This window comes from Pseudomonas sp. LBUM920 (assembly GCF_003852315.1).
Taxonomy (GTDB): domain Bacteria; phylum Pseudomonadota; class Gammaproteobacteria; order Pseudomonadales; family Pseudomonadaceae; genus Aquipseudomonas.
This window is the reverse complement of sequence record NZ_CP027762.1, coordinates 2,772,660-2,799,653: the sequence shown is the minus strand read 5'-3', so window position 1 is coordinate 2,799,653 and position 26,994 is coordinate 2,772,660. Positions and strand designations below refer to the sequence as shown.

Sequence of the window (26,994 nt, the reverse complement as noted above, 5' to 3'; positions counted from 1 at the left end):
CGCGGCCGGGCCTGCCCCTGCTGTGTGCGCCCGGCACTGCGCCACTCAATAGGCTGGTTGCTCACAGTTGCTCAGGCAGGCGGAAAGTGCGCCACGCCTCCATGTCAAACGGGCTGGGCGTACGCTGACTGGTCAGCAAGTAATTGGCCCGCAGCCCGGCAAGGTCGGCCTTGAATATCAGCGCATGCCTGCCGGTCGCCGGCTCTCTCTGCATCAAGTCAAAAAACCTGAACAACGACCAGGCGCCGGTATCTTTCTCGATACCCAGGGGGCGTTGCTCCGTGCCCCGCTCCAATACCAGGCTGCTGCGACCGTTGTCGGCCTCCATCGGCCAGTCAAACACCATGGGCACGATGGGACCATGGCGGTATTCCAGCTGCTTATCGCCAAAGCGCAGGGTCGCCCGGCTGACCGACTGATCCAGGCTGTAGGGCGCCACGGTAAATCGAACCGACACCTCACCCTGTGGCTCAGTGAAAAACACCTGGCGGATAACCTCGGCTTTCGTCAGTTGATCCAGCACCGAACGCGAAACCGGCAAGCCACTGCCATCCACACCACGCAACCTGTAACGGTTGCCGTCAACGCTGACGAAAGGCCGCAGGTAGCTTTCATAAAAGCGCGCCATGACGCCCTGGGGTTTGAAGAACTCTTGAAAATCATTAAGGGCAACATCGCTGCTCGCATGAGCATCGAACGGGTAACGCTGGCGGATCGCCTTGGCATACAGTCCATACACTTCACTGTGATAGCGCTGATTGACGTGCGCATAGGCCCCGTCCAACAGGTGACGCCAGCTGTTGTCTGCCATCCCTTCAAACCAGCCTGCGAGCGGCAGCGGTAACCGTGCAGCGGCGTCACGCAGAGTGCCGAGCACATCCTGCTGCCCCTCCATTCGCCGCTTTACCCGTTGAAAAGCTGCCTGTTCGGGCGAGCTCTCGCGGTTGAGCGCAGCCAGTTGCAGGTGCAGCTCGTCGAGCAGGCGTAATGCCTGCGTCAACTCGACGCCCGGGTTGTGCTGGTCGTCGAGCAACTGGTGCAGTGGCTCAAAGCGTCGTTGCAACGCTCGGCGGGCAGAGTCTGGAAGGACCGCTTTCGCCCCTTCAGCCACGGCCGTCTGAGCGATTACCCCCAACGCTCCCGTCTGAACGGGTACGTTGGCCAAAGCGTCATGACCGGACAGCAAACGCGTGTTTTCTCGCAACAGCAGCAACAATTGCATCAGCGGCGACTGCGCAGACGTCAAGCCCGCGAGCTGTTCGGCATCCTGCCTCAAACTGTCACTGCGTTGCAGGCTGACGCGGCCAAGGGCGGCACTCCAGGTATCGGCATATTCGCTGAAATAGCGCTGCTGCAGCTCAATCATCAGCCGCCGCAAGTCCATGGCACTGAGGTCGGCGCCCTCCCCCAATACCCAGTTGTCCTGCGCGATGGCATTCACCAGCCGCGGCCCCTGTGCCTCGAAGTACTGCCAATACCTTTTGGTGTAAAACCCGGGAATAGGCGGATCAATACCCGCGAATACCCTGCCCTCGGCAAGCCGCAAAGGCTCGAGGTTGCGTGATTGCTCGCGCAACACCCGGTAAACCACATCTGCCAGGGACTCACCCCGCAACTCTTCGCGAGCCTTCGCCACGAGGGCTTCATCGAGCGACGCAGTGAACGGTTGCTCAAGCAGCCGCGCCAAGTGTTCATTCAGGCGTTTGTGCAGCGACGCATCACCTGGATAACGCGCAGACCAATGGTCTGCCATGTGCTGCGCCAACCACCCGGTATCCCGGCGCTCGCGCAGATTGAGCATCAGGTAGGCGCGCAGGTTTTCCAGCAGTCGCTCACGATTGCCAAGGCTGGTGCGTACTTGCTCCCCAAGCACTACCGTTAGCCGGTCCAGTAACAGCTGCTGCACGGCCAGCTGATACGCGTGGGTCAAGGGTGGACGGCTCAATTCACCCTGATAAAGGCCGGCGCGCTCAACAAACCGCGCGTCTTCTGTTGCAGGGAAAACCTGCGTTGCCGCCCAGCGGGCATCCAACAGCGCCAGCAGTGTGAGGGTGTCGTCAGCACTCTGCGTAGCGGGTGCGGGTTGCATCGCCAGTGCAGCCACTTGCGCCAGGCGCTGCTGATTGACGGTGTAGCTGTGCGTCCACAGCCAGCCTGCGCTCCCGAGAACCAGCACAACGGCCATGGCCAGTAATCCCTGGCGCAAATGGATGCGCCGTTGCTCCGGGGTCTGCAGACCGGCGAGGTCTGCCTCGGCAAAGATCACCCGACTGAACAGGCCCTGCACGAAATGACTGTGCCTGTCGCCGGCGCAGGTCAGATAGAAACCCCGCAACCCGCTGATGCGCTGATAACGATGCGCGGAAAAAGCCGACTCCACGAACAGGCACAACCGCTCGCCGAGTTGGGCCGCCTGCTGGGGGAAGTCGAGCATAGGGCCACGGCGCTCGACATTGCGCTCCTGATGCAATCGCGTGATCAGTTCACCGCTTAAACGCTGTAGCAGCTCGTCGAACGCACGGCGCACCTGTGCGATGTCAACGCCGCCCTTGCCAACATCGAGTGGCTGGCCAAGCACGCTTTCTGCCTCTTCTCCCTGAGGCGCATCAAAGAACTCGGCAAACCCCGGCACGCGGTCAGCCTGGGTCAACACCAGATAGATGGGAACGTCCACGTGCAACGTTCGCTGAACCTCCTGCAGGCGTGAGTGCACTTGGCGAGCCTGCAGGTCCAGATCATGCTCATTACGGCCCAACAATGTTTCAACCGACAAGGCCACCACCACGCCATTAAGCGGGCGCACTCGGCGCCGCTGCCTGAGCAGACGCAACAGCATTGACCAGCCGGCGGCGTCTAGCGTGCTGTCAGGTTGCGTCAGGTAACGACCGGGGGTATCGATAAGTACACCTTCGCCAGCGAAATGCCATTCAGCATGAGCCGTGCCTGCCACCGCCATCGCGTCTACGCGATCAAATGGCAGCTGTAAGCCCGCCGCCGCCAACAGCCGCGTCTTGCCACTGCCCTGCTCGCCGATCAACAGGTACCAGGGCAAGTTATTACGCCATCGCTGATTGTGCCCTGCGTACCGCGGCGAGGTTTTCAAGCGGTGGACGGCCTCTTTGAAGCGACCGCGTACCTGTCGCTGTTCGTCCTCAACCCATCCCAGTTGCTCATGGCGTGCCAGGCGTTCAGGTCTCTTGAGCTCAGCTGCCCGGCGTATGCCGGCAAGGACCATCGCCAGTCCCCACAGCAGAAACAACACGCTGATAGTGACCAGGCGAGCACTCGCGCCTTGCCAGAAGCGGTGATCATCCACGGCCAGCAGCGGACCGAAACACCACACCAACAACGCGCAGGAAAGTACCAGCAACAAGCTCCAGACCCAAATCGTGCCCAGCACGGTGCGCGCGCTCTTGAAGAATGCGTTCATTCATTGCTCCCAGCGTTTACAAGGGCGTCTGAGTCAGTTCCGACGCCGAAAATTGAAAGGGTTGCAGCGCCCGCTTGGCTTCTTCACCCAGCCGCCAGGCAAATCCTGTGTACATCGCCAACAAACAGGCCAGGGTAAAGACTGCGACCCAAGTCACCGGGATGACGGGTAATCGTTTACGTCGCGCACGCCCTGCTCGCGTGGGCTGCAAAGGCGCCGACAGTGGCTCGCCTCGCACGTGCCGGATCTGTCGGTACAAGGCATCGCGCACGGCTTCAAGTTGGCTGACACCTCGCTCCATGATTCGGTATTTGCCTTCGAACCCGATGGAGAGGCACAGGTACATCAGCTCCAGCATCGCCAGGTGCTTGACCGGATCGCGGGACAGCCGCTCCAGCAGTTGGAAGACCTTCTCCCCACCGAAGGTTTCGTTGTGAAAGCGGCTCAACAGGCTCATCTTCGACCAGTCACTGCGGCTGCCCCACGCCGTGGTCACCACGGCTTCATCGAGGACGCTGCACAACACATAACGTGCCGACATCACCTGGCTGCTCTCGACACCACTGTGCAAGGCGCGGGCTTCAAACTGAGTGATCGCCAATACCATCCTGTCGTTGACCGTGCCCAAGCTTTCGCGGCCAGAGGCGCTCTTGAGCTGAACCACTTGCGACAACAACGCCCATGCGGCCTCAACGAGAGGGTTGAACCCCATCTTGAAGCGCGGGGTACCTCGCTCATGGGCGGCGTAGATCATTCGATCTTCCAACTGCTCAAAGCGCGGCGGCGCAGGGAAATCCGTTATCGGGCCGTTTCCCGGCCCACGGCCCTGATGGTCGAGCAAAACAGTCTTTTCATCCTGCAGGTATTCACTGTCCATTGTGTTCAGTTCCTGATGGCCCAGAAGTTGAGTTCGAGCGCTGTAAATTCACCGCCTACATGGAAGGCGAAACCACCCGACTGCTCCAGCTGCGTGATGTCGCGGGCACTCAGATCCAGCATGAAATAGGTTTTGCCGGCATGAAACGGAATCTGCCGTGGCGCCACAGGCAATGGCTTGACCTTGATTCCCGCCAAGTGCAAGTTGACCAGCTCGCGTATGCGCTCCACCGGCCCGATCTTCAAATGCGAAGGCAGGCGATGGCGCAATTCCTCCGAATCACACTGAGCAGTGGCCGCCAAAATAAACGTCGCAGTGCCGAGCAATTTCAGGTCGCTCACCGGGCATACCAACACCCCGTATTGGCGTTGCTGCAGCGTCAACTCGATGGCGTGTTGCTCAAGCACCATTGACAGCACGCCACGCACGCCCTCCATCAACCCGCGAAAACTTTCTCCCTGGTCGTCATGTCGATAACGCACATCCAGGTGCGCACGTTTGCTGTCGTTGGCGAACGTAGATAACTCACCGAACAGCGACAGTAATGCCAGGAACAAGGCTTGCGGGCGCACGTGGGTCTGGCTCAGCCAGTGACGCAATTCCAACTCGGTGCGATTGATCAATTGCAGCATCAGAAAGTCGCCGATTTCCGTGCCTGCGGCGGTGCCTTCACCCCGAATACGTGCTGCAATGGCATCCCCGCGACTGGAGAGCAGGCTGATCACTTCCTTGAGGCACGACGGCAAGTACCCGTGGCCCTGCAGAAAAATGAAGGAGGGAATGAAGTCGGTGTCCAGGCTCACGCCGCCTTCATCGGTCGACTCCAGCACCTGGGCAATCTTGAGTTTGACGAAGCTCTGCTCGCTCGGAGGGTCGCCCAGCAGCAGACGCAGGTCAGGACGCGCGCAACTGATGTGACACCGGGAGTCGACACCGGCATTCGAATCCCCCACCTCGATGTCACACGCCAGATAGCGAGCCAGAACGTCGATCTGCTGCTGGCGGCGAACTTCGGTCTGATTGCCGGTATCCAGCGGCAGCGCAAGATAAATCGCCTGTTTGCCGGCGTTGGCGGGCACCTGCAAGACCAGCGGTTCCATCGTCCCGCCCAACTCGAACAGACTACCGTCCGGCAATACGCCACTGGCCTGGTTGACCACCACCTTGCCGAAATTGAGGTATTGCAAATCGACTTCCAGCGTCAGAAACCCCCACGCATCAGCCCCCAGCAAGCGCGTCCGATTGAGCTGCTGGTGGTAATAGCGATCGTTGTGCTGCAGATGCTGCGGCCGTAACAGCATGCCTTCCTGCCAGATGACTTTATGAACCTGCATATCATTCGGACTCCTGGCCATGCATGGACGAAGAAACGCGGATACCCGTCTGGTCCAGCACAAGATCGGCACGGGTTAACTGCTGCGGGGTAATGGGCACGACCCACCGCCATTGAACATGGGGCAGATCTCGATACGCCGCCAGCACGCCCAAGAAACGCGTGCCTGGTTCGAGCCCGAGCTTGAGCGCCAGCCGCTCACCCGGGCGCAGTTCAAGTTCCTCACTGCGCAGCCAGTCCTTGGGCAGCGATTGCTCGGCATTGCTGTACAGACTGAAGAAGTCGGCATTCTCAAATGCCACGGCGTGCCGCAACTCGATCAAGTGCACTACCACCGGAGATGGCCTGCCGTGAAGGTCGGGGTTGACTTGCTCACTGGCGGCCAGCGCCATGTCCAGCTTGGTCAAGGTAGAAAACGGCGACACGCTGCTGCAGCCGGCCAACAGGCCGAGCAAAAGCAGCGTGGTTGCAAGCGCGGCTCGAGACATAATGTTCATCCTGGATAATCGACGTGCAAGGTTGAGATCAAGCGAACCTGCTCTTCGTAAGCCTTGGCGAAGTCACTGCCTGGCAGACGATCGGTGAACTGCTCATCCTCGAGCAAACGCTGGTAGTGACGCTGATAAGCCCGCCAATACCCTCCGTCGGTGAAAAGTCGGCGCCGTTGCCCCTGGTATTCGAAGCATGTCAGCAGATGACCCGGGGCAAAGGCGCTGCGCGTAGTGCGCAGTGCATTGCGGCAGGCCGCCAGCAACGCAACCTGATGAACTTGCATATCCCGGTGGGCCTGGGTGATGGCGTGTTCGGCCGGCAACTGGCCAAGATCCTCCGTGCCTAGCAGCATCGCCATTACAGCGTCGGTTTCGACGCTGTCTCTAAGAGGGCTCCGGCGCCTTTGCAGCGTCTCGAAAAGCGGCAGATTCATCTCGTTTTTGAGCTCTTCACAAGTCCGCAGACTTTGTTGCAGCCCCTCTACCTCCATACGCAGCAGGCGCGCTGCTCTGATCGCCAACGCCTCGCGGCCCGTCGCATCAAGGGTTTCCAGGCTAATACCCAGTGCTGTCGCAAACTGCTCCCAAAAAACGTCGCTGCCTGCTGCAGGCATCGCATCGGAGCGAATCGAGACGGCTTCCTGAGCGGGTACAGCTCGCCGGGGTAACGCCAGATGATCCCTGTTGGTTACCCGATCGTCGGCCCACGGACCCGACGTGTCGCCCGCATCTGCCAATGCCTCCAGGTCCTGCGACGTGGTCTGACGCTGCTGCTCGACATCGAGCGCTTGAATAGGGTCCAACGCCAGGTATGCATCATCGGGAATCAGTCCTGTGTTGGCGTCCCATTGCGCACCGCAAGGCTGCATCAACGCCACCAGTTTCGCCTGAATCAACAAGGTTCCCAGTTGAAAAACGTCGCCGTCACTGATCAATCGCGCCTGCCCCTTGCGCAGACGTTCGGCGCTGCCGGCTACGCCGATACCGTTGCTGCTGATATCCGTCAACAGGTATTGGCCCTCACGATAGGCGACCAAACCATGGTGACTGGAGAGCAGACGGCTGGCGTCCGGAATCACCCAGTCACACCCGGCACCACGACCGATCACACCGCCCGCAGCGGAAAAAAGCTTGCGCGCCGTGGGTGCGCGGCTTCCGTCCTCGGTACCCAAAAGCTCAAGCATAAGTTGCATGGTCAGCCTCTCCCCTTTCACTGGCCACGAGTGATCGCCCTGGGCTCACCCAGCGGGCGGTAATCAGCGTCGTCAAATACGTAATTGGCGCTGCAGCCACTCAGCAGACACAACACAAGCACAACGGCTTGCCACGGACGATCAGGCATCAGGTTTCTCCTAATGAGATAAGGTTGCCCAGCTCGAGTCGGCACAGGCGTCGGTCAGGCAGGGCAATGCAGAAAAGCAACATTCAGCCCTCGCCTCTGGCATCGTCGAAAGGAATGTTCAGGCGCGCGAGACGATAGAGCAGCGTGCGCCGAGCCACTCCCAGTTCACGGGCAGTGCGGGTTCGATTGCCCCGGTTCTTGTGCAGGCAATCAATCAGAAATACGCGTTCCACCCGCTCCATCCGCTGGCGTAGCGTCACATCAACGGCGTCGGTTGCATCCGAGGCCAGTGGTAACGACAAATGCGCCGGCAGAATCACACCGTCGTCACACAGCAGCACTGCGCGCTCCACCAGACACTTGAGCTCGCGGACATTGCCGGGAAAGCCGTGGCTCGACAGTTGATCGAGGGCCGTATTGGACCAGTCGACAGGCGCCCGACCCAGCGCGGCACACGCCTTGTCGGCAAAGTGCCGCGCCAGCTGCAACACATCGCCATCGCGTTCACGCAAGGCAGGCAGTTGAATGGGGAACTGTGCAATCCGGTAATAGAGGTCTTCACGAAAACTGCCTTGCGCCACCATCGCAGCGAGGTCGCGGTGGGTCGCGGCGATGATGCGCACGTCAACCTTGTGCGCGACGCTGGCGCCCAACGGGCGGATCTCGCCCTCCTGCAATACCCGCAGCAACTTGGCCTGCAATGACAGCGGCATGTCGCCGATTTCATCCAGCAGCAAGGTACCGCCATGCGCGGCGTCGAACAGCCCCGCATAGTTGCGCTCGGCACCGGTGAATGCACCTTTGCGGTAGCCAAACAGTTCGCTTTCGAGCAAACCTTCTGGAAACGCAGCGCAATTTTGCACCACGAAAGGCTGCGCACTGCGTGGCCCGGCCGTGTGAATCGCCCGCGCCACGACCTCTTTACCGGTGCCGGTCTCGCCACGCAACAGCACCGTATAAGGGGTCTGCAGGACTTTGCCGATCAGGTGGCAAGTTTCTTCCATCGCGGTGCTGTTGCCGATCAAGCCATAGGCCCCCGCGGTCGACACACCGCGCGATGAACGGCTAATGACTGACGCAGGTTGCATGCGACGCAACATAAGCAGTTGGTTCACGGCGAAACCGCCAAGTTGCCCCAGCGAGGGCGCGTAACCCATTAGTGGCGTCGCCCGCCAGCTCGCGCACAGGAGTACACCTGTGACCGCATTGGTGCGGTTGAACAGCGGAACACACAACAGTGCCCGCCAAGGTGCCTGCGTCGCTGGCAAAAAGCCGCTGTCATAGAGGCTGCTTCCCACGTCATCGAGGCCCAGGCAACAACGCTTTCTCAGGACGTAGTGCAACAGCTGCTGGTTTTGCACCACCGGACGTGAAGTCGGTTCGCCGCCCGGCAGCGCCTCAGACAAATGTTGAGCAATAAGCTCGAATTGGTCGGTCACTTCATCAACCAGATACAGCTGAGCGAGCTCACACTGGCTCAGGTGCGCAGCGCTCACAGCACATAGGCCTGGCAACGTCGTCGGGTCATTTTCCTGGCTTACGCGCATGAAGCCGTCCAGCAAGGCTGCGGCATACACCAGCGGTTCGGCCACTTGGGTGAACAGATCGTTCGTCATTGGCCGAACTCACAGCTTGGCAGGCCATTGGCATCCAACCCTGCATGCACCCACGACAATGCTTCATCCGTGGCCATGGCACTCAGAACGCGATCAACCATTTGCGGCAGCAAGTAGCGCTCGATCCATTGATCGATGTACCGCGCACCACTGTCACGGTTGGCGCAGCGCTCGGCCATGTGCGCGATCAACTCAGCTGAACACGTCAGGGCCAACTTGCGCCGATGCAACCGCTCACCGAGGCGCGCCAGTTTGAGCCTTACCACCTCATGCAGGACCGGACCGACAATCGGGTAATACGGCACGACACGCATCCGGGCCAACAGCGCCGGTTTGAAGTGGCTACGTAACACGGGCTGTATAGCATCCTGCAACACCTGGGCCTCAGGCCGCCGACCGGTTTCACAGAGCGCGTTGATGCAGTCGCTGCCAAGGTTGGAAGTCATCAGGATCAGCGTGTTGCGAAAATCTATTTCTCTGCCTTCGCCATCGTTGGCGCGGCCCTTGTCAAAGACCTGGTAAAACAGGTTCAACACCTCGGGGTCGGCTTTCTCGACCTCGTCGAGCAGTACCACTGAATAAGGCCGTTGGCGCACAGCCTCGGTCAGAACTCCACCTTCGCCATAACCGACGTAGCCCGGTGGCGCACCGATCAAACGGGACAGTGCGTGCTTCTCCTGGTATTCCGACATATTGATGGTGGTTACGAATCGCTCACCGCCATACAAAAGCTGCGCCAATGCCAATGCTGTTTCGGTTTTGCCGACGCCACTGGGGCCCACCAGCAGAAACACACCCACCGGCGCATCCGCGTTGTTCAGGCCCGCAGCAACCGCTCGCAAGGCACGATCAAGCACCTGCACGGCATGCTCCTGCCCCAGGATGCGCGTGCGCAGGGCAGCGGCAAGACTCAATACCTTTGCGTTGGGCTCAAGCGCCAACTGCTCAACCGGAATTCCGGTCCAGGCACTGACGACCTCGGCGATCAAACGCGGGCACACCTCAAGTTTGTCCGATGACTGGCCAGCCTGTTGAATCCGCTGCTGCTCCAATACCTGACATTCCTGCTCGATGGCGTCCAAGCGTCGGCTCAGCGCTTGCAGTGCTTGAGCGTCCACCGGCAGTCCCGCCTCGGCGTCCCGGCTTAACGCCTCATGTTGCCGCCTGCCTTCAGCCCGTTCCGTGTGCAGGTTCTGCAGCGCCTCCGGGGGCATTGCCTGACGCGTGCGCACTCGTGCGCAGGCGGTGTCCAGCACATCCACGGCCTTGTCCGGCAGCTGGCGGCCCGCCAGATAACGAGCGCTCAGGTGTGCCGCCGCTACGACGGCATCATCGCGGACGTAGACACCATGGCTTGCCTCATAAACCGGAACCAGGCCGCGCAGGATCGACACGGCTTCCTCGACGCTCGGCTCACCGACCAGCACTGGCTGGAAACGTCGCGCCAATGCCGGGTCTTTCTCGATGTATTGCTTGTATTCCGACCAGGTGGTGGCCGCAATGGTGCGCAGAGCGCCTCGAGCCAACGCAGGCTTAAGCAGATTGGCCGCGTCAGAACCGCCTGCCGGGCCTCCCGCGCCGACCAGCGTATGGGCTTCGTCGATAAACAGGATCACGGCCTGCGGCGAGGCGTTGACTTCATCAATCACGCCTTTAAGCCGTCGCTCGAACTCGCCCTTGAGGCTGGCACCCGCTTGCAGGAGCCCCATGTCCAGGGTCAGTACGCGAACCGCCTTGAGGGCATCGGGCACCTGCGCAGCGACAATTTTCAGCGCAAGGCCTTCGACAATCGCGGTTTTTCCTACCCCGGCCTCCCCGACCAGGATCGGGTTGTTCTTGCGGCGTCGCACAAGAATGTCAATCAGTTGCCGAATTTCCCCGTCGCGACACAGCACCGGATCAATCAGGCCTTCACGTGCCTGGCCTGTGAGGTCATGCGTAAAACGCTGCAACAACGATTCTGTCGCCAACGGCTCGGTCTCAGGTGCCTGGCTCGCGAGAAAATCCCGTACACGCTCTGCATCCAGGCGGGCCAACACGGCCTGATAGCCAGCACCGGCGTACTCCAGCGGATGACGCAACAGCGCCAGCAGCAGGGCGCCCTCATCCACAGAGCGTTGCCCCAGCTCGAGATGGGCAACCATCAACGCTTGTTGCAACCAATGCACCAGCGCCTGAGAGAAGACCGGATTGCGGGTTGCGCTTTGCTCACTTCTTGGCTGCAACGTTGCTTGCAGCGCGCTCATCGGCACATCAGCGTCGGCCAAGGCCTTGGCCAGCAGCCCGCCGGGCTGCTCAAGCAAGGCAAGCAGCAAGTCTTCGACGAGCACTTCACGGCCACCGCGGGTTACACAGCGTTCCGAAGAGCGCTCCAGGTCGCGACGTACCGGGGGTGTCAGCGTGCGTATAAGCTGTTGCAGGTCCACATTGATCATAATCATCCGTCCCTAATGAAAGTTGCCAGCAAACGTGACCACGCCATCGGCTTGCTCATGGTCCAACCAGCTGGTCCAGCCCAGGCGACAGACATTGCGCGCACCGATATGCAGGGCTCTGATTTCACCGGCGGCAAGCACCAGGCGCAGGTCGTACTCCAACGGGTCTCGCATGGTTAAACGCACCAGTGAACATAGGGGCTGGTAGCCCTTCCCCGTGGGCAGGAACGCGTGAAACTGCTGCCAGCTCAGCGCCAGGACATGCACCCTGAACTTTGCGCTGCGGTCGCTGACCTGATGCCCCAGCACCAGGTTTTCACCGAGTTCGCAGCGGGTAATACCGAGGCAATTACGCTGAAAATCGGCAACCTCCACGCGGCGCTCAACCCATTGTTCGATGAACACCGAGGCATGCTTGAAGTAGTAGCGCAGTACGGCTTCGATCAAGGCGGCAGAATGCACGCGCATACTCAACAGCCCCAGGTAAGGCAACAGGCGTTTGCAGTCCAATTGCGCGCTACCTCGTATCGCGTTGCCGCCCAAGCCGATCAGCGCAAACATCTGCTCCGAAAACGCATCGCTCGCGCCAGTCTGGAAACACGCTCGATAGCGATATTTACGCCAGATCGGCCACATCAGCCGATGCAGTCGGTGGTGGAATATGTCGAGGAAGTCGCGAGTGGGGTTGCCACCGGACAGCTCGGCAAACGCCTGCTCTGCATAAAATGCTGGCAGCGGTGACCCGGCTCCGACCAAACCCAATATGTTGAGCCGCAGGCGAGCCCGTAATTGCCCGTGCTCCATAAAGAACGCCACGCGATCGATATCGTGACCGGCAAACCCCAGACCTGGATTGGCCTGAAATTCCAGCAGGTCGTACAGCGCGTCTTCGTCCATCAGCGGATGAGCTTCGCGCAATCGCTCAATCACCTGCTCAATTGCCTGGAACAGTGTGTACTCACGAATGCCGCAACAGAGCGCATTCAAAGCAGGGGCTGTTGCCCCATGCGGGATGGCCATAGGTACACGTCTCCTTGTGTGCTGATGACTCGTAACTCGTGATAAGAGTTGAGGCTGGCGTAGAGCGCAAAGAACTCATTGAGGACCGAGGCGAACACAAACAGATCGCCCTGACCGAGAAACCCCTGGAGGTCGACTGTCAATTCCACACGTAGGCCGCGAATGGGTAACCCACGGTGCAGTCGGTCAACCGGCTCATGGCGAATGGACTGCAACGCACCGAGTCTTGTCTGACTGACCTTTTGCGCCTGCCGATCGTGATAGCGCGGCAGGTCATAGGTTTCGAGAATCACCTTCAAGGCGTTGATATCGGTCAACGACAGATAGTTGAGCGACATATTGCTGATCAGCTTCCACAGGAAATCCTGGTCCAGCGGCGGCGCGAAGCTCGCCGTCGGCGCCGTGATGTTGCGAAACGTCAGTGATTCCGGTGCCTGCTCGCAGGGTTGGTTGATGTCGCCTGGTTGCAATTGCCGAGGCAGGTTGCAGTTGGTGCACGTCATTTCGATCGACAACGTTTCCTGGCCTTTACCTTCGCGACTGCCAAACCCCATCCAGGTGTCGAGCCCCCCATGCTGCGGCGAAGAGCGCTGGCGAATGCTGTAGCTGGCCGGCGCTGCAGACCGATCAACGTCCCAGTCATGCTCAAAGGATTCAAACGGCACATAGGCCTGGTAACCCAACCCGCCAGGGCGCCAGCCAGTGACACTGTCGACGGAAAACACAGCGGCATTGCCCGGGGTATACTCCCCCGGCACCAGAAGGTACTCGTCCTCTTTTCCATTCAGGCGAATGGGGACGGCATCATGTTTGAACAAGTTGGCAATGGGCGTGCAATACAACTTCACGTTGTCCAGCGTGGGCTGTTGCAGTTCGTGTCCGTGTGTGCGCAGTTCAAAGCGCAGCACCATGCCGCGGACCTGGCCGAGCCGCTCAGGCGCAAGTGTATGCAGGACACTCAGCCCCTCGATATCGACAAACAGATACTTCTCGGGGAAGGCGAAATACTCCTGCAGATGGCGGTAACCGCGAAACGTATTTTCTGGATACGGTATCAACGCCTCGTCTTGCGAAAACCCCACCGGCTTGACCTGGTTGGCGCCCAGCCGCAGCGTCATGGGTTGCCCATCGTTACCCGTGACCGGCAACCCCTCGCCATCCAACAACAGCAAGTGGATGCCATCCAGACGTCGCAGCAAACTGAGATAGAGCCACTGGCTTATATAGCGGTCACCCGACAGGTGCAGTCGCAGTGATTCAAAGGTTAACTGGCTGAAATTACCCTCGACACTCATGTCCACATGCAAATCCAACCATGCCCCGTCACCCTGGCACTTGTAGTCCAGACTTGTGAGTTGCAGTGGCATGACATCCGTGGTGTAGCACGTCCTGAAGCGACACCGCTCACCTTGGATCAGAACACTTTCTACCGCCGTATCACGGGCAACCCGAACGGCGGGGCCAGCACGTCTCAACGGGTCAAATTGCAGGATGCTGAAGGCGGGTATTGGCCGCATGTAATTGGGCCACAGCAAATGCATCAAGGAATGCGTCAGCTCAGGCAGCTCGTCGTCGAGCTTCTGGCGCAGGCGACCGGTCAGGAACGCAAACCCCTCCAGCAATCGCTCAACATCCGGGTCCTGGCCGCTTTCAGCCAGAAACGGCGTGAGTGCGGGATTACGCTCGGCGAAACGCCGCCCGAGTTGCCGCAGGGCGCTGAGCTCGCTTTGGAAGTAACGGTTAAAGCCCATCGGCGCAGACCTCAACGCGCCCGCCATCCACCAGGCGTGCATGGAACACAACGGGCTGTGTAACACCGTTAACGATCAGCGCAGCTTCGATCGCGAACGCCAGGGCCAGAGGATCAGTAGCACGCGGCAGCACTTTGACTTGTACATTTGCCAGTCGCGGTTCGTAGGCACGGATGAATCGCTCGATCAAGGCGCGTGAGCGGATCAAGGACTCGTGCAGGCTAAGCCGCATGTCATTGAGATCGGGCAAACCATAGTCGGGCAGTGTCTGAACACTGCCTGCCCGGGTGCTGAGCATTTTCCCCAGGTGTGCGGCGACGGACGCCACACTGCACCGCTGGGTTGATGCATCGCCTTCGAGGCGTTCGAAAAGGCTTACGTTAGGGGGCATCCGCCGGCTTCTGCTCATTCTTTATCGAGCTTGCCGACCAGGGACAACGTGAAGTCAGCCCCCATGTACTTGAAATGAGGGCGCACGCTCAGGTTGACCCGATACCAGCCTGGCTCCCCGTCGACATCACTGACAACAATGCGGGCTGCCCGCAATGGCCGGCGACCGCGCACTTCGGCACTGGGGTTTTCCTGATCGGCCACGTATTGGCGAATCCACTTGTTGAGTTCCAGCTCCAGGTCCGTGCGTTCTTTCCAGGAGCCCAGTTGCTCGCGCTGCAAGACCTTGAGGTAGTGCGCCAGACGGTTGACCACCATCATGTAGGGCAACTGGGTGCCGAGCCGGTAATTAAGTTCGGCTGCCTTGCCCTCTTCACTGATGCCGAAGGTTTTGGGTTTCTGGACGGAGCTGGCCGAAAAGAACGCCGCGTTGTCACTGCCCTTGCGCATGGTCAAGGCAATAAACCCTTCTTGCGCCAGTTCGTATTCGCGCCGGTCCGAAACCAGTACCTCCGTAGGAATCTTGGTTTCGATCTCGCCCATGCTCTGAAAATGATGCAATGGCAGGTCCTCTACCGCGCCGCCACTTTGCGGGCCGATAATGTTCGGGCACCAGCGAAAGCGCGCAAAACTTTCAGTCAGGCGCGTGGCAAAGGCATACGCAGTGTTGCCCCAGAGGTAGTGCTCGTGGCTGTTCACCACGTTCTCTTGATAGGCAAAGGTTTTAACGGGGCAATCAATCGGATCGTAAGGGGTTCGCAGTAGAAAACGCGGCACGGTGAGGCCGATATAGCGGGCGTCTTCGCTCTGACGAAAACTTTGCCATTTGGCAAACTGCGGGCCTTCAAAATGGTCCCTGAGATCCTTGAGGTCAGGTAATCCAGTAAAGCTTTCCAACCCGAAAAAGGCCGGCCCCGCAGCAGCGATAAAGGGTGCGTGGGCCATGCAGGCAACGCTTGAAGCGTATTGCATCAACTTCACATCAGGCGCACTGGGTGAAAGGAAGTAATTGGCGATGATCGCGCCCACCGGCTGGCCACCAAATTGTCCGTACTCGGCGCTGTAGATATGCTTGTACAGCCCGGACTGGGTAATTTCCGGCGAGTCTTCAAAGTCATCCAGCAGGTCCTGACGCGAGACATTCAGCAGCTCGATCTTGATGTTTTCTCGAAAATTGGTGCGGTCGATCAGCAACTGCAGGCCCCTCCAGGAAGCCTCCAGCGCCTGGAAATCCGGATGATGAAGAATCTCGTCCATTTGCTGGCTGAGCTTGGTATCAATCTCGGCGATCATCCGGTCGACCAGGCGTTTCTTCACTGGCTCAGCGCTGTTATGGGGTTTGAGCAACTCTTCGATGAAGGCCGACACGCCGCGCTTGGCAATGCCGTAGGCCTCGTCGTCGGCGCTCAATAGTGTCTGGGCGATGATAGTGTCGAGGATGCTGCACTCGCCGGTAGCTTGAGCAGGCTGCAGGTTTTGTTGGGTGGTCGTCATGGTGTCAGTGTCCTTTTACTGAAAAGTTCAGGTGGTCGGGCCGCTCAGCCCCAGCTCGGCGAGTACGCGCGCACGAGACTCGTCGTCGGCCAGCGCCTGCTCAATGGCTTTGCGAAAGCTTGGTGTGTTACCCAGCGGGCCCTTGAGTGCCATCAACGCTTCACGCAATGCCATCAACTTTTGCAATTCGGGTATTTGCTCAACCAGGTTTGCGGGGTTGAAGTCCTTCATCGCGTTAATCCGAACCTCGACGGACAGTTCCTCGATGCCACCCTCCTCCTGCAACCGATTCGGGACGCTCAATGTCAAGCTCAGCGCTTGTTTGGCCAACACCTCGTCAAGGGTGTTTTTGTCGATACCAATGGGCTTTCGATCCTCAAGCTTGCGCGGATCTTCGCGCTGGCTGAAATCCCCCAGCACCAGCAACTTCAGTGGCAGTTCGACTTCCTCCTGCACACCGCCAATGGCAGGTTTGAAGGTGATATTGATACGTTCCTTGGGTGCTACCGAACCGTCTTTGAGCATGGTGTTTCTCCTTTTTCGGTGGGCTCGCGAGCCTAATCAAGTACCGCTTCAAGATCGAAGTGGCACAACCTGCGATGGGTGACTTCCTTGCGTTCGCGCACGGCATGGTCTTGTGGCAAAAGGTCATAACAGCGATACAGGAGCCGGGAGACGTGAAAGGCCAGTTCTGGCTCCCAGCGCTCCAGGCCCGCCTGTTGTAATTCAAGGTCCAGTTGTTCGAGCTGGATCCTGCCCAGTTCGTGTTTGCCCGCTCGTATGCATAATCGGGCCAGCGCCAATCGCCAATGGAAGCGGGTCCGGTCACCGCGGGCGGCGTGAAGTCCTTCTTTGAGCGTGGCAATTGCCGCCTTCAGACCCTCCTTGCGCAGCCTGGACATAACGGCCTGCAAGGCCACCTCCCAGGGCTCGTTTCCGGTATCAACGGCGGCGTTTAAAGGTTCGGCTTTATGGACGTGGCGAAGGACGTGGAGCGTTATCCAATCGCACGTCGCGGGGTCGGCAAATGGGGTGCCGTCATCAAACCTGAACTCCGCCAGGCTCGGCAGGCGCTGCAACAACAACGCAAAATTCATTTCCAGCTCGGTCATGGCCCACTCTGCCTCCAGGGCTTGGAGGCACTCCCAGGCCATACGCAACCCATCAAACCAGAACAAAGCACCGGCCAGACTCGCTTCAAGCTCAAGCAAAAGATCGGCGTGAAGACCTTGGGAGAGACGGCTCTGGTAGCGTTTGAGTTTGTCGTGAGGGAGCCCACGCAAAGCGGTTATCCGCTCACTGTTGGCGTCGGGATAGTTGGTGATCGCAAGCCAGGCCAGGGTGCGGCTCAGGCGCAAGGCACGCAGATCAGTGGCACTCTGGCGCAACCACCAGGCGCACAGTGGCCGAGCCTGCTCCTGCAATGCCCGCAACAGTTTTTGCGCGTCTTTTTCGTTGTTGACCGGCTGTTCAGGCCTCAACAGCTGCGTCGCCACCTGCTTGACCTGAGCGATGGCACCCGCAACACCACGCGGCTCGGAGCCGCCCTGCAGGGCAAGCGCCAAACGCTCTGACAGTTGCCTGCGGATCGGTAACAACAAGGGCGCGTCGTCCCCCAGGTGTTCACGCCACAGCTCGTCGAGGCTTTCCAGGTGCTCCAGGAGCGCCTGAAACAATGGCACTTGATCAGTAAGCGAGAGATGCGTGGTGAACAGGGGGTCAAGCCGCAACACCAGCCAACCCAACGCGGCAATACGCGTACGTGATTTAGCAGGGTAGACAATCGCCCAGTGCTGCTTGCACAGATGAAGCAGTACACCGAGGCCCGCCAGAAGCCCGGGGAATGAATCGCGCTGGTGCAACGCCCAGGTCAACCAGACGGCGACGCGCAGATCCTTGGAGTGCTCACGCAAAACCCGCTCGCCGAGCTCGCGGACGCGCTGCCAGTCCGGCAAGCCTGCACCGTGTATCGAATGTGCTTTGCCGAGTTCGGACTCCAGAGCTTCATACTCACTCGAAAAGCGCATATCACAGCCGGCAAAACCCTCTAACGAGCAGGGTAAGCGTGCAAGTTCAAGGTGATAAGCGTAGAGCGTGTCTGAATAAACCATTCCGGGCCGCACATAACTATTCAAGGCAGGAGCGACAAACTAATCGCAATCAATATACGCATTAGAAGGCCAATTAATCTTCGTTCAGCACGTGACGAAGTAGGCGAACCTTAGCCATACACGAATCAATCCTCAAGCGGTCAGCCAGCACTTAAGCAATTTCCTACAAAGCCAATAAAAACAGGCCTGCGCAGCTATTTGCACACTTCACGCACTTTAATAAAGCCAAATACCCTGCGCATCCGTGCATTCATTTAATAAAACAGCATGAGCAACTAACTGCGCACACTCGCGCAAACATCCACACTAAAATCGGCACCAACCGACGACAACTTTTATATATTTAACCAACAACACTCCGCGCCCCTTTATTTCATTGACTCTCGTCATTTCAGGCACGCTTTTTGTTATAGGCAATTGCCCGCCGGCAAACACGCCGTCGGGACTACCTACTCAATCAGGCAAGGAAACCAGTCATGCCAACACCCGCGTACCTCACTATCACCGGTGTCAAGCAAGGCTTGATCACGGCAGGCACATTTACTCAGGACTCGGTAGGCAATATTTATCAGGAAGGTCATGAGGATCAGATCCTCGTGCAGGCGTTTGCCCACCAGGTGATCATTCCCCGCGACCCGCAATCGGGCCAGCCGACCGGCCAACGGGTTCACAAGCCGCTGATGGTCAGCAAGGTCTTCGACAAGTCCTCACCGTTGCTATTCAGCGCACTGACCACGGGTGAAGAAGTGTCATGTCGCCTGGAATGGTTCCGTACCTCCTCGGCTGGTACCCAGGAGCATTACTTCACCACCGAACTGGAAGGCGCAACCATCGTGGACATTCAATCGCGGATGCCCAACTGCCAGGACCCGGACAATGCTCATTTCACCCATTTGGAGGATGTGTATTTCACTTACCGCAAGATCGTCTGGACCCATGAAGTCGCCGGCACGTCAGGCTCGGACGACTGGCGTAGCCCAGTAGCCGGCTAACATCGGCTCAGGCAGAAGCGGCCACCAGGGACGGCGCCGCTCCTGCTTGGTCGGCTAGACCATTGCCAGCGGATGCTTGCGCTTGGGTGCGCCGAACACGCGGTCGATCGCGTCCAGATCGTGCTCATCGAGCTTGAGATTCGCAGCACCGGCATTGAGCCGCACATGCTCGGGCGTCACAGCCTTGGGGATTGCAATCACGCCGTCCTGACGCAACACCCAGGCAAGGGATACCTGGGCGGGCGTAACCTCATGGCGACGGGCAATCTGCTTGAGCGTCGGACTGGACAACAGCTCACCCCCCTGGGCGATCGGGCAGTAAGCCATCAACGGCAAATGGTGCTGTTGCCACCATGGCAGCAAGTCGAATTCGATACCGCGCTCTTCGATGTTGTAGAGCACCTGGTTGGTTGCACACGCCGGGGACGCAAGTTCCTGCAGGTCTGCCACGTCAAAATTGGAGACGCCCCAACGGCCGATCTTGCCGGCCTGACGTAATGATTCGAAGGCTTCGACGGTTTCTTCGAGGGGATACTGGCCCCGCCAGTGCAACAGATACAGGTCGATGTAATCAGTACCCAGGCGCTGCAGGCTGGCTTCGCAGGCACGGGGCACGCCCTTGTGACTGGCATTGTGCGGATAGACCTTACTGACGAGGAAGACCTGATCACGTTTACCGCGAATGGCTTCGCCGACCACTTCCTCGGCTCCGCCTTCGCCATACATTTCGGCGGTATCGATCAGGGTCATGCCCTCGTCGATACCCAACTGCAACGCGGCGACTTCGGCGCTGCGCCGGTCCGGGTTTTCGCCCATGCGCCAGGTCCCTTGGCCGATGACAGGGACGGGAACGCCGGCCAGATCGATGGTGCGCATGACAACCTCCTGATGAGTTCGCGGATTAACAATGTGGCATTGGGCGGACAAAAGGGTTCAATCGAAGTATGGTTGCCCTCTGAAAAGTCGCCAGGAAGGACCTGCAATGCTGTTTGTCGTGATGCTCGGGGGCAAGCACCCGCGGGCCAGAATTGAAGTTCACGATGTGGTGTTCGCTGTAGCGGACACACTGCAAGACACCTACCCGCAATTGCGCGATGGTTGGTTCGGCAGCCCCAAGGGTGTGCACATCGACTCCTGGATGGCGGTGGATGGCGTCGATGGCTGGAAAGTTGAACTCAGCCACTTGGCCCCTGCTACCGGCGCGCACCATCTGTACTTCATCAACCTGGGCGGCTACGAAGCCAACGCTTTTGGCGAAGCCCATCACTATTTGTTGGTGGTCGCCCGCGACAAAAAGGATGCGATGAGCAAGGGAAAACAGCAGATGCTGCGCCATTGGTCCCAGGCCCATACCGACGGCGTGATGGATATTGACGACTGCCTGCCCATCGACCTGGTCGACGGTCGCTACCTGCACCTGGTGCAAGGTTCGCACAGGCCGATCGTGCAACAGAACGACTACATCGTCCTGCCCTGAGTTATCCCTACCCGAACGGGGTATGGCGCCCACCCTCGACCTGCCTGACAGTGCAACCAGTCCCCGAACCTGATAACACGCACAACTCAAGGTGGGTCCGCCATGCATAGAGCCATTATCGCCCTGTTCAGCGCCGTATTGCTTGCCTCGATGCCCGTGAGCCAGGCCGCCGACGACCCGGCCAATACTGTGCGCATCTACAACTGGGCGGACTATATCGGCGACACCGCCTTGGCCGACGTTGAAAAGGCGACGGGCATCAAGGTGATCTACGACACCTACGATTCCTACGAAACCGTGCAGGGCAAATTTCTGTCGGGCGCTCCGGTTACGACCTGGCGTTGCTCAACGCTTCGCTGGTGCCGCTGCTGATCAAGGGACACGTCTTTCAGCCGCTGGACACATCCCGTTTGCCCGATGGGGTAACGTGTTCGCTGACCTTGTATTTCATCCCGGCCGAGCAGCGCCTGCAAACGCTCGAGGCGCTGTGGCGACGGTTGTTGCCGGGCGCGCCACTGATCGTGGCCCACCACAGTTACCCGCAGGCAGCGCAGGAAAAGGCCCGCTGGTTGCAACGCTACGCCGCGTTTGCCGTGGACTCCGGCGTGCCCGCGGCAGATGCCGGGTGGGCGATAACGGCGATCAGCGCACAATTACCGGTGCTGTCTCCCGAGGAGGACGCTGCCTTGATCAGCCAAGCCGGCTTCGAAGGCGTGAAGCTGTTCTATGCCGGCTTCAGCTTCAAGGGCTGGGTGGGCTACAAGCCGCGCTAGCGGCTTACCAACTGCCTGACGCACCGCCGCCGCCACTGGAACCACCGCCACCGGACGAGCTGCTGCTGGAGCTGGAACCGGAGCTGCCGGAACTCGAGCCGGACCCTCCGCCCGACCCCGAGCCGCCATCGGAAATGCTCTGGATAAAGACAATGAACGCCACGACCGAGGCCGCCGGTATCGCCAGGATCCAGCCCTGGTAGCCGTGCCCAAGCATAAAACCGACCGCCACATAAACCGCCGCGACGGCCAGCGCACGCGCTAGAAAAAAGCGTGGTTTGGTCTTCCAGGACTCGCGAATGACGAAGAACAACCCCACGTACAGCGCCAGCACCAACGCGCCGCCAAACGGCAACGCCAGCCAGTGTACGAAGTTGACCGCCACAAAGTGGTCCACCACCAGCAACCCGACGATATACGCCAGCGCGCCCACCACGCAGTAAAACACCGCGCGTGCCAGCCACAGGGCACCGAACGTGGCGCCGCCGATCAGCAGGGTCAGCGGAAGTACCAGCAGGTACAGCGGCCACTCATGGCCGCCGGCGTAAATCGTCAGTAACACCGTGACCGCGACGGTGGCGATCAGCGCCCGGCGCCAGTGCAGCTTGCCGGCAGCGATGAACACACCGCCGATGGCACCAGCGATAAGCGCCAGCAGAACCGCGATGATCTGCGGGTTAACCTGCGGCGCGGCCTGCTCTGGCAGGTCGCCGCCGTCCACCAGCACAGTCAAGTCATTCACCGCTTGTTGCACGCCGCCCGCGTAGTCGCCCTGGCGAAACGCCGGTGTGATGTGTTCTTCGATGATGCGATGGGCCAACAGATCGGTGACCGTGCCTTCCAGGCCATAGCCCACCTCGATGCGTACCTGCCGGTCGTCTTTGGCCACCACCAGCAAGATGCCGTCGTTGACGTCCTTGCGCCCCAGTTTCCAGGCGCGGAACAGTTGATTGGCGTAATCCTCGATACTCGCGCCGCCGGTAGTGGGCACCAGCAGTACCGCGACTTGCGCGCCTTTGCGCTGTTCAAGGGCGGCGAGTTGGTCTTTGAGGCGCGTGGTGAAGCTGGCGTCGAGGGTATTGGTGAGGTCGATCACGCGCTGGTCGAGGGCGACGCCGATGGGCGAGGTCTGTGCCTGGGCAGCGCTCAGCAGGCCGATGAACATCAGCGCCAGTAGACTCAACACGGATTGCCGAAGAATCGCCATCATGTTTGATACCTGAGTTTCGTCCTGAAGGCGCCGACTTTACCCTATTGACACGCTCACACGTAGGCCGTGCCCTGCATGATCGGCTGCACGCTGCCGGTCAAAACCACACCGCCCTGCCCGTCCCACTGCACCGTGACCGTGCCGCCGTCGCACTGCACCTGCACTGTGTCATCCAGCAGGCCGCGCCGAATCCCGTTGACCACCGCGCCGCAGCAACACGAACCGGAACCCAGCGGCACGCCGCCACCGCGCTCCCAGATACGCAGACGAATATGCGCGCGGTCCAGCACCTGCACGAAATGCACATTGGTCCTGGCCGGGAACAGCGCATGGGTTTCCAGCGCGGGACCTGCGGCTGCCACGTCGATGGCGGCGAGGTCATCGACAAAAAACGTACAGTGCGGGTTGCCCATGCTGCACGCCGCCGGATCGCCCTTGATCGGCAAGACAAGGGTCTGCATGGCGACGGCCAGCGGCACTGACGACCACTCCAACGACGGCGCACCCATGTCCACCGCCACCTGCTGGCCCGCTGCGCGTACGCACGTCAGTAGGCCACGGTCGGTGCGCAGCACGATCGAATCGGTGCCGGCTTCGTGCATCAAGCGGTCGGCGACACCTCGCGTGGCACTGCCGCAGGTTTGCAGCGGCGTACCGTTGGGGTTCCAGAATTTGATACGCGCGGCAGCGTCGACGCCGTCGAGGATCACCACCAGTTGATTGAAACCGATGCCGGTGTGGCGATCGCCCAGACGGCGGGCGACTTGCGCGGTGATCGGGTCTTCCTGGCCACGGCGGTCGATGATGATGAAATCGTCGCCATGGGCATGCATCTTCACAAAGGGCAAGGTCATGGGCTGTCCGGTGGGTGAGCGCGATTGGAGGGTGAGCATACGGGAGTTTCATCCAGACCGATTCGTCCGCATGTTAGCGTGTGGGCGTTCTGATCCGGCAGAGCCCGCCATGAAAAAAAACCGCTTCGCTTTGACCGCACTGCTGCTCGCGTTTTCCCACGCGACCCTGGCGGCCGCTCAACCTCCCAGCCTGTGCCAGCCGAGCGCCTCGAAGCCGACGGCCACGGCGCTGCTCGCTGCCGCAGAACGGCACCTGGCTGACCGCCCCAACCCCCTGGCCCATGTGCACACCGAAGGCACACTGCCCCACCATGGCATTCGCGAGCAAAGCATTGCCGCCGAAAAAGACTGGCCGGTGATGCGCCAGGCCGCGCTGGCGTGGCGGTTGAGCGGCGACCCGCGTTACCTCAGGCAAGTCGACGACTACCTTGGCGCGTGGGCCGATGTGTATCAACCGGACTTCAACCCGATCGACGAAACCAACCTCGAGATGCTGATCAGTGCCTATGCGCTGACTGCCGATAAGCTGCGCCTGGAAACCCGCGCAGCAAGCCGTCGCTTGATCAGTGATCTGGGTAACGGCTACCTCGCGCGTATCCAGCAGTTCCACGGCCAGAACAAAGGCACCCAGACCAACAACTGGCAAAGCCATCGCGTCAAGTTGATCACGGCGGCCGCCGCTGCACTGGGCGACCGGACGATGCTCGAGCAGGCCCACCAGGTCTTCAAGCAGCAGATCGCCGACAATGTGTTGCCCGATGGCTCGGTCACCGATTTTCATGACCGCGATGCCCTGCACTACGTGGTCTACGACCTTGAGCCTCTGGTGCAAGCTGCCCTGGCGGCCAAACCCTACGGCGGCGACTGGCTGAACCTCAAGGCCAACGGCGCGTCCCTGGGTGCCGCCCTGGATTGGCTGGTGCCGTATGCCAATGGCCAACGCAGCCATCAGGAGTTCGTGCACACCCATGTGCAATTCGACAGGGACCGCGCCGGGGTGGGCGAAGCCGGCTACAGCGGCACCTGGGACCCCAAAAGCAGCGCCACGCTGTTCTGGCTGGCGGCGCAACTGGACAAGCGCTACCTGCCTGTGGCTACGCAATTGGCCGCCCACCCGGCCGATTGGATCAGTGCCTGCTATTTGCCGTAAGCGCGGCTAGACTGGCCGGGTTGCTCTTTCAAGGGATTGACCATGCTTGTTGTATTCAGCGGCCTGCCCGGCACCGGCAAGACCACGATTGCCAGCCAGCTGGCGCGCCAGACCGGTGCCGCCTATCTGCGTATTGATGTGATCGAACAGGCGCTTCGGGATGCGGGCGTGTTGGCGCAAGGTGTAGGCGCCAGCGGCTACGGCGTGGCCAATGCGCTGGCGTTGAGCAATTTGCGCTTGGGGCACACCGTCGTCGCAGACGGTGTGAACCCGGTCAGGGAAAGCCGCGAGGCATGGAAAGCCGTGGCGATTCAAGCAGGCGTCGAGTGGGTTGATATCCAGGTGATTTGCTCTGATGAGCGAGAACATCAGCGCCGTGTCGAACAGCGTGCGGGGGATATTCCCGGCCTGACTCCGCCCGACTGGCGTTCCGTATCGGCGCATGAATATGAGGCCTGGGACCCAAGGCCGCTGACGATCGATACCGCCCGCGTGACAGCGGATCAGGCGGTAGCGTTGATCATGGCGCACATCAAACCCGTGGCAAGCGCGCTGGCGCCCGGTGGGCGCTGAAGATGTGACGGTGGCGCCGTCCCAGCAGAGCAAGCACCCCTGCCCTGCGTAGGTGGCATTTCTACAGCACGGCGCCCATCGCCTTCATCAATACCGGATCACGCCCATAAATATCCGGTGCGTAGACCAGGCCGCCCTGGCGATCGACTTCTACCGTCCAGTACCCCAGCAACACCGGCACCGGTGTGGCGAGCCTGAATTCATGGGTCACGCCGGTTGCCAGCAGTTCATCGGTGCGGGTGCGTTCGGCCGGGCTCACCAGCAGGTCGCGCAGCAGCAACGGCTGTTCCACCCTCACACACCCCGAACTGAACGCCCGCGGGCCTTTGGTGAACAACGGTTGGCTTGGTGTGTCGTGCAGGTATACCGAGTACGGGTTGGGAAAGCGCATCACGATCTTGCCCAACGGGTTGCGCGGGCCGGCCTCCTGGCGCAGGAGAATGTTGCCGGGGCGCGACCAGTCGACCTGATCGGGCGCCAAGGGGCGACCCTGGGCGTCAAGCACTTGCAGGTTTTGCTGGCGCAGGTACTCGGGGTTCAGACGGATAGCCGGGAGCTTGTCCTCGCGCATGATGGTGGGCGGGATGGTCCAGGTGGGGTTCAGCGTCAGCCGCGTGATGCGCGACTTGAGCAGCGGCGTCTGACGCTCCGCGCGCCCGACTTGCAGGCGGGTTTGCCACACCGGAATACCGCTCTGGTAAACGCTCAATTGCGCGGCGGCGACGTTGACCAGCACGCCTTCAGGCTCAAGGTCCTGGGCGAGCCAGCGAAAACGCTCCAGGTTGATACGCAGTTGATCGCGGCGCATCGCCGGGCTGATGTTGAGTTCGGCCACGGTGCCGGCGCCGATCACGCCGTCGGCCTGTAACGAGTGGCTGGCCTGGAAGGCCTTGACTGCCTTGACCAGCTCGTCGCGGTATTGCTTGCCTGTGCCACTGGGCACCTTGGTCAGGTAGCCACCGCTGTGCAGGCGCCGCGCCAGTTCCGGCACGCGCGGGTCTTCCATGCCGGGACGCAAGAGTGGACCGCTGGCGACCGGGTCCCAATGTGGCAACGGTTGCAGGCGCACGGAGGCATAGGCATTGCGCAGGCTGCGGTACAGATCGGCGCTGGGCCGCGCCTGGTCAAAGGCTTGCGCCATGTCTTGCAGGCCGGCGGCGGCGAAGGCCAGCACTTCGGTATTCGGGTCGCGGGCAGGTGGCTGGGAATGCCACAACGGTTCGAAGCGCGATTGCTGCAGGCGCCCGTAGTGCAAATCCTGCAGGGCTTGCAGGTACTGGCGGCTGGTGTCGATGTCGCTGCACAGCACGTTGGCCGTGGCATCTGCCGGGGGCAGGCTATAGTGGCTGGGGTCCAGGCCGTCGTCGGCCAGCATCAGCAATTGGGTGTGCAAGGCTTGGCGGCGATCTTCGGCGGACCACAGCGGCCCATCACCCTGCTGCTGATAGAACGCCTGCAGGCGGGCCAGGGCTGCGGCGTCGATCTGCGGGGCGAGGCTGGGGCACACACTGGGCAACTGCGCGAGGGCCTGTTGCACCGGGCTTGCGGAAATAACCGGCACGGCGCCCATCAGCAGCTCATCAGCCGTCGCGACCAGTGGTGCAACGAGCAGGCAAATGCTCAAGTAACATGCGTGTTTTTTGAACAATTGACTTGGCTCCAATCCACAGCGGGG

General features: G+C 60.3%; 22 protein-coding genes and 1 pseudogene. 5 read left to right on the top strand and 18 right to left on the bottom strand.

From position 1 onward, the window contains the following. Positions 1–61 precede the first annotated feature (61 nt). From tssM to tssA, 14 genes are all read right to left on the bottom strand, one after another. Complete coding sequence (tssM, locus tag C4J83_RS13005) at positions 62–3,430, bottom strand: type VI secretion system membrane subunit TssM (RefSeq protein ID WP_124417223.1); 3,369 nt, start codon at positions 3,428–3,430, stop codon at positions 62–64. Positions 3,431–3,446: 16 nt separating this feature from the next. Continuing rightward, positions 3,447–4,307 (bottom strand): type IVB secretion system protein IcmH/DotU, encoded by an 861-nt coding sequence (gene icmH / locus C4J83_RS13000; RefSeq protein WP_124417222.1) that lies wholly within the window; start codon positions 4,305–4,307, stop codon positions 3,447–3,449. 5 nt (positions 4,308–4,312) lie between these two features. Continuing rightward, a complete protein-coding gene (tssK, locus tag C4J83_RS12995) occupies positions 4,313–5,641 on the bottom strand; it encodes a type VI secretion system baseplate subunit TssK (RefSeq protein WP_124417221.1) in 1,329 nt (442 codons plus the stop codon). Between the two features lies 1 nt (position 5,642). Further along, a complete protein-coding gene (tssJ, locus tag C4J83_RS12990) occupies positions 5,643–6,128 on the bottom strand; it encodes a type VI secretion system lipoprotein TssJ (RefSeq protein ID WP_106577833.1) in 486 nt (161 codons plus the stop codon). A gap of 5 nt (positions 6,129–6,133) precedes the next feature. Next, positions 6,134–7,324, bottom strand: coding sequence for a type VI secretion system-associated FHA domain protein TagH (tagH, locus tag C4J83_RS12985; protein WP_124417220.1), 1,191 nt, complete (start codon positions 7,322–7,324; stop codon positions 6,134–6,136). Between the two features lie 17 nt (positions 7,325–7,341). Next, positions 7,342–7,473 (bottom strand): type VI secretion protein, encoded by a 132-nt coding sequence (locus C4J83_RS12980; protein ID WP_124417219.1) that lies wholly within the window; start codon positions 7,471–7,473, stop codon positions 7,342–7,344. Positions 7,474–7,556: 83 nt separating this feature from the next. Beyond that, positions 7,557–9,089, bottom strand: a complete 1,533-nt coding sequence (locus tag C4J83_RS12975) for a sigma-54 interaction domain-containing protein (protein WP_119741816.1) — start codon at positions 9,087–9,089, stop codon at positions 7,557–7,559. Beyond that, complete coding sequence (locus C4J83_RS12970) at positions 9,086–11,524, bottom strand: AAA family ATPase (RefSeq protein WP_124417218.1); 2,439 nt, start codon at positions 11,522–11,524, stop codon at positions 9,086–9,088. The genes C4J83_RS12975 and C4J83_RS12970 overlap by 4 nt, the downstream gene beginning before the upstream one ends. Before the next feature lie 12 nt (positions 11,525–11,536). Further along, entirely contained in the window at positions 11,537–12,544 is a 1,008-nt protein-coding gene (tssG, locus tag C4J83_RS12965) for a type VI secretion system baseplate subunit TssG (protein ID WP_124417217.1), read from the bottom strand. Then, positions 12,508–14,295, bottom strand: a complete 1,788-nt coding sequence (tssF, locus tag C4J83_RS12960; RefSeq protein WP_124417216.1) for a type VI secretion system baseplate subunit TssF — start codon at positions 14,293–14,295, stop codon at positions 12,508–12,510. The genes tssG and tssF overlap by 37 nt, the downstream gene beginning before the upstream one ends. Further along, positions 14,285–14,686 (bottom strand): type VI secretion system baseplate subunit TssE, encoded by a 402-nt coding sequence (gene tssE, locus C4J83_RS12955; RefSeq protein ID WP_124417215.1) that lies wholly within the window; start codon positions 14,684–14,686, stop codon positions 14,285–14,287. The genes tssF and tssE overlap by 11 nt, the downstream gene beginning before the upstream one ends. A 14-nt stretch (positions 14,687–14,700) precedes the next feature. Next, positions 14,701–16,179: a type VI secretion system contractile sheath large subunit gene (tssC, locus tag C4J83_RS12950; protein WP_106577826.1), complete on the bottom strand. Its 1,479-nt coding sequence runs from the start codon at positions 16,177–16,179 to the stop codon at positions 14,701–14,703. Positions 16,180–16,206: 27 nt separating this feature from the next. Further along, positions 16,207–16,704 carry a type VI secretion system contractile sheath small subunit gene (gene tssB / locus C4J83_RS12945; protein WP_106577825.1) on the bottom strand — a complete coding sequence of 166 codons (498 nt, stop codon included), beginning with the start codon at positions 16,702–16,704 and terminating at the stop codon, positions 16,207–16,209. 32 nt (positions 16,705–16,736) lie between these two features. Continuing rightward, positions 16,737–18,290: a type VI secretion system protein TssA gene (gene tssA / locus C4J83_RS12940; protein ID WP_124417214.1), complete on the bottom strand. Its 1,554-nt coding sequence runs from the start codon at positions 18,288–18,290 to the stop codon at positions 16,737–16,739. Positions 18,291–18,766: 476 nt separating this feature from the next. Between tssA and C4J83_RS12935 the strand changes: the two genes are divergently transcribed. Beyond that, positions 18,767–19,282: an Hcp family type VI secretion system effector gene (locus C4J83_RS12935; RefSeq protein WP_106577823.1), complete on the top strand. Its 516-nt coding sequence runs from the start codon at positions 18,767–18,769 to the stop codon at positions 19,280–19,282. A 54-nt stretch (positions 19,283–19,336) separates the two neighbouring features. On the opposite strand, the gene C4J83_RS12930 is transcribed toward C4J83_RS12935, so the two are convergent. Continuing rightward, on the bottom strand, positions 19,337–20,158 hold the full coding sequence (locus C4J83_RS12930; protein WP_106577822.1) for an aldo/keto reductase: 822 nt from the start codon (positions 20,156–20,158) through the stop codon (positions 19,337–19,339). A gap of 106 nt (positions 20,159–20,264) precedes the next feature. Between C4J83_RS12930 and C4J83_RS12925 the strand changes: the two genes are divergently transcribed. Both C4J83_RS12925 and C4J83_RS30690 read left to right on the top strand, forming a co-directional pair. Next, positions 20,265–20,759, top strand: coding sequence for a DUF1543 domain-containing protein (locus C4J83_RS12925; RefSeq protein WP_124417213.1), 495 nt, complete (start codon positions 20,265–20,267; stop codon positions 20,757–20,759). 102 nt (positions 20,760–20,861) lie between these two features. Continuing rightward, a pseudogene (locus C4J83_RS30690) lies at positions 20,862–21,175 on the top strand (spermidine/putrescine ABC transporter substrate-binding protein PotF); the annotation flags it as partial. Positions 21,176–21,536: 361 nt separating this feature from the next. On the opposite strand, the gene C4J83_RS12915 reads toward C4J83_RS30690, so the two are convergent. Then, the gene (locus C4J83_RS12915; protein ID WP_124417212.1) at positions 21,537–22,742 is read right to left on the bottom strand and encodes a TPM domain-containing protein; all 1,206 of its coding nucleotides are present in this window, start codon (positions 22,740–22,742) and stop codon (positions 21,537–21,539) included. 53 nt (positions 22,743–22,795) lie between these two features. Then, a complete protein-coding gene (gene dapF, locus C4J83_RS12910; RefSeq protein ID WP_124417211.1) occupies positions 22,796–23,596 on the bottom strand; it encodes a diaminopimelate epimerase in 801 nt (266 codons plus the stop codon). 109 nt (positions 23,597–23,705) lie between these two features. Here dapF and C4J83_RS12905 point away from each other — a divergent pair, with 109 nt between their 5' ends. After that, the gene (locus C4J83_RS12905; RefSeq protein WP_124417210.1) at positions 23,706–24,746 is read left to right on the top strand and encodes an alginate lyase family protein; all 1,041 of its coding nucleotides are present in this window, start codon (positions 23,706–23,708) and stop codon (positions 24,744–24,746) included. A 42-nt stretch (positions 24,747–24,788) separates the two neighbouring features. Next, positions 24,789–25,319, top strand: coding sequence for a P-loop nucleotide/nucleoside kinase family protein (locus C4J83_RS12900; protein WP_124417209.1), 531 nt, complete (start codon positions 24,789–24,791; stop codon positions 25,317–25,319). Between the two features lie 61 nt (positions 25,320–25,380). On the opposite strand, the gene C4J83_RS12895 is transcribed toward C4J83_RS12900, so the two are convergent. Further along, complete coding sequence (locus tag C4J83_RS12895) at positions 25,381–26,967, bottom strand: L,D-transpeptidase family protein (protein WP_119741794.1); 1,587 nt, start codon at positions 26,965–26,967, stop codon at positions 25,381–25,383. Positions 26,968–26,994: the final 27 nt, after the last annotated feature.